Here is a 1,523-nt window from a genome sequence, read left to right as displayed (position 1 = left end):
GGATCAGGTGGTCTCGATGGTCCTCGGCCTGGTCCGCGGCGACTTGTCGGAGCGCACGGTCGCCCTCGGCCGCTTTGATGGCGTCGAGCAGGTCGTCCCCTTGGCTCACGGCAATTCGCTTTCGTATTTGATCCCAGTGAAACCCGTACACGCCGCCAGCTAACCGGCTGGCGCTGTTGTCCCCTCCAATCGTGCCCTCCCCCGATCCGTGCGGAACGTGCCTTTCGCTCACAGCGAACTACGTCTGCATGTCACCGCGCCGCGGCCAGCTCCACAGTTAGTAACGTCGTTGGTCATGGCGGATGCCGACCGCAACCCCACCTACCTCCGCGACCTCGCCGGACACGTCGCGGTGTTCCGCGACGCCTTCCAGTCATTCCTCGAACTCCACACGCCCCACCTACCGGGGACCTGGCGTCGACATGTTGCCCGCTGTCATGCCGCTGGCCGAATCCGACCCGGCCGAGATTGACGCGCTTCGCGCTCGTGTGTCCGAGGCGGCGGGTCGAGCTCGTCGAGCACCCGCGCTCACGAGTTGCGTTCTGGGCGTAGGGGAACCCACCGGCCAACGCAATGCCGTTGATCCGATCGCGGCGTGGCATATCGTGACGCAACCCAAGCCGATGCTCGAACCATCCCACGTCATCGACGCGTGCAATCAGATGATTGGCTCCCTCGGCGAACTGGCCGACCGCGCGGAGGCCGAATTGCCGCCGACGGTCGACGTCGCAGAGATGCACCCGGCGGTATGGGGCCAGGCCGCCCGGCTGTGGCGTGACGGTTACTATCGTCAGGCGGTGTCGGCAGCCGCCGACGGCGTTGTGTAATTGGTCAAGTCGCGCACAGGACGCCGGGACATCGAAGACACCTCGCAGTGGCAGCAGGCGTTCTCCGAAAAGGACCCCGAACCCGGCAAGCCGCGTCTTCGGTGGCCAGGCGATCAGACCGACAAATCCGTGATCTCGATGAACGCCGGACTCCGCCAATTCGCGCCCGGCGCGCAAATGACGATCCGCAACCCCGCCACCCACGGCCCAGGCGAGCTAACCGAACAGCAGGCCGTCGAACGCTTATCGGTCCTTAGCCTGTTGGCGCGGTGGGTCGACCAATGCGACCTCATCGAAACACCCGATGCGTCAGCGGGCACGCCGTGACCGTTGCCGCGTTCATCCTCGCTGTGGTCGGCTTCGGGGTCGGCGCCGCATCGCTCACCTGGCAGGTCTACACGTTCCTCATGCAGGGCGCGCGGCCGAAACTCACCCCGATCATCGGCATGCTGACGCCGCCCGGCATTCTCACCAACGACGCCAGCCGCGACATTCGCGCATCGTTAGCGAGCGCTGCCAAGCAGTTGCAGCCCGGTCCGCTGATCGTCGGCGTCAAGATCGTGAACGCTGGGCGCGGACCGTTTCACGTCGCCGGATGGGCGATCCGCGCAGACCCCGGCGGGACATCATTCAAGGTCGTCGGCGAGCAGATCGGTTCGCCTGGCGTCCCATGCGATATTCCGGCTAGCGCCGAAC

3 protein-coding genes are annotated in these 1,523 nt (G+C 65.9%); all 3 read left to right on the top strand.

The window, feature by feature from the left end; all coding sequences use genetic code 11:
* The first annotated feature begins 605 nt into the window (after positions 1-605).
* The gene (locus tag WA317_RS15770) at positions 606-827 is read left to right on the top strand and encodes a hypothetical protein (RefSeq protein ID WP_425173919.1); all 222 of its coding nucleotides are present in this window, start codon (positions 606-608) and stop codon (positions 825-827) included.
* Positions 828-1,154 carry a TIGR02391 family protein gene (locus tag WA317_RS15765; RefSeq protein WP_425173918.1) on the top strand — a complete coding sequence of 109 codons (327 nt, stop codon included), beginning with the start codon at positions 828-830 and terminating at the stop codon, positions 1,152-1,154.
* On the top strand, positions 1,151-1,523 hold a 373-nt coding region (locus WA317_RS15760; protein ID WP_425173917.1), incomplete at its 3' end, for a hypothetical protein. The genes WA317_RS15765 and WA317_RS15760, both read left to right, overlap by 4 nt.

The sequence above is a fragment of the Mycobacterium sp. genome (assembly GCF_049802695.1).
GTDB lineage: Bacteria > Actinomycetota > Actinomycetes > Mycobacteriales > Mycobacteriaceae > Mycobacterium.
Note: the sequence above shows the minus strand (reverse complement) of the source record. Positions and strands in the feature narration are given on the sequence as shown.